At 35.2% G+C, this 1,179-nt stretch carries 1 pseudogene; it reads left to right on the forward strand.

From position 1 onward, the window contains the following. A pseudogene (locus tag ASL19_RS14715) lies at positions 1-1,179 on the forward strand (hypothetical protein); the annotation flags it as partial.

Raw genomic sequence — 1,179 nt, forward strand, 5'->3', positions numbered from 1 at the left:
TGATGAAGCAGCATTAAAATCCGCTCTGAGGAGCTTAGCAAATAGTTCTCAAGTGAAACCCGAATCGGTAGAAACCATTATAAATGGGTTAAACAACAAAGATGTCACCCGTGAATATTGGCACAGTTTATTTAATGCTCAAGGGATAGATAGAGCTATTAAAGAAAAGATTTATAGTCCACAAATTGTCAGATTAATGACCTTGAGAGCATTAGTTATTCCAGAAACATTACCAGAATTTTTGCAATGGTTGAACATCCAAAAGGGTAGTAATGTTGATGGTAATCAGAGAGTATCATTGGAATTACAGAAAAAGATTCAGCCACTATTTCCCAAAGAGCAGATAGGGGCGGGTATTACCTATTTGTTACCTAGTTTATTAGGTGGTAAAATATCGGTAGATGGGTTATGTTGGTTATTAGCCAAGAGTGGTGGTGACAGCATTAGGAGTGGTAGCGACACCATTTGGGCTTATGGTCGAGATGAGTTTATAAATAACATTGAATATGATCTAAAATTCATTGGCAATTCTTACTTTAACCGGTCATGTAAAAATCTTCGTCGAACCACCACTAAGGGACGTGTTGAGGAAGGAGACTTTAAATGTGGAATGGAAGTTTGGAGAAGTTTAATTAACAGCTGGGAAGATACCGACGAAGGAGATTACAAATGCGAAAAGTACCGACCTTTAGCTCAATTATTTCAACAATTCAAGGAGCATGATTTAGCTGGATATTTTTATCAAGTTAGTGATGGATTTGTTAAAAAGGATTTATTTGATGAAATAGTTAAGAAGCAGAACCGATACAATGTGGCTGGATATTCTCATCAAGCTAGTGACAGAAAAAATTCATTTACTGATGACCATAATAGTAGGTCAACAATAGTTGTTTTTGGGTTAAGAATTAAACCCAGACTCAATTTAGTTGACCATATTAGGCTATTTATAAATGAAGTGATACAGTCTTTGATAATTTTTAAGGAGCATGATATGAAGATTCCTGAAGTAATGATTGTTTCTTTGGTTTTTTTTGTCAGTGGATTGTCTTTGGGCAATATATTTCCAATAAATTTAAATGAGCAAACAACGGTAAGTCAATCAAAACAGTCTACTAATCCTCCTGAAGACGAGGATGTAGAAAATGTAGACAGTGATTGGAATAAGACAACGAAAGCATT

Source organism: Cylindrospermopsis sp. CR12 (assembly GCF_001432185.1).
Classification (GTDB): domain Bacteria; phylum Cyanobacteriota; class Cyanobacteriia; order Cyanobacteriales; family Nostocaceae; genus Raphidiopsis; species Raphidiopsis raciborskii.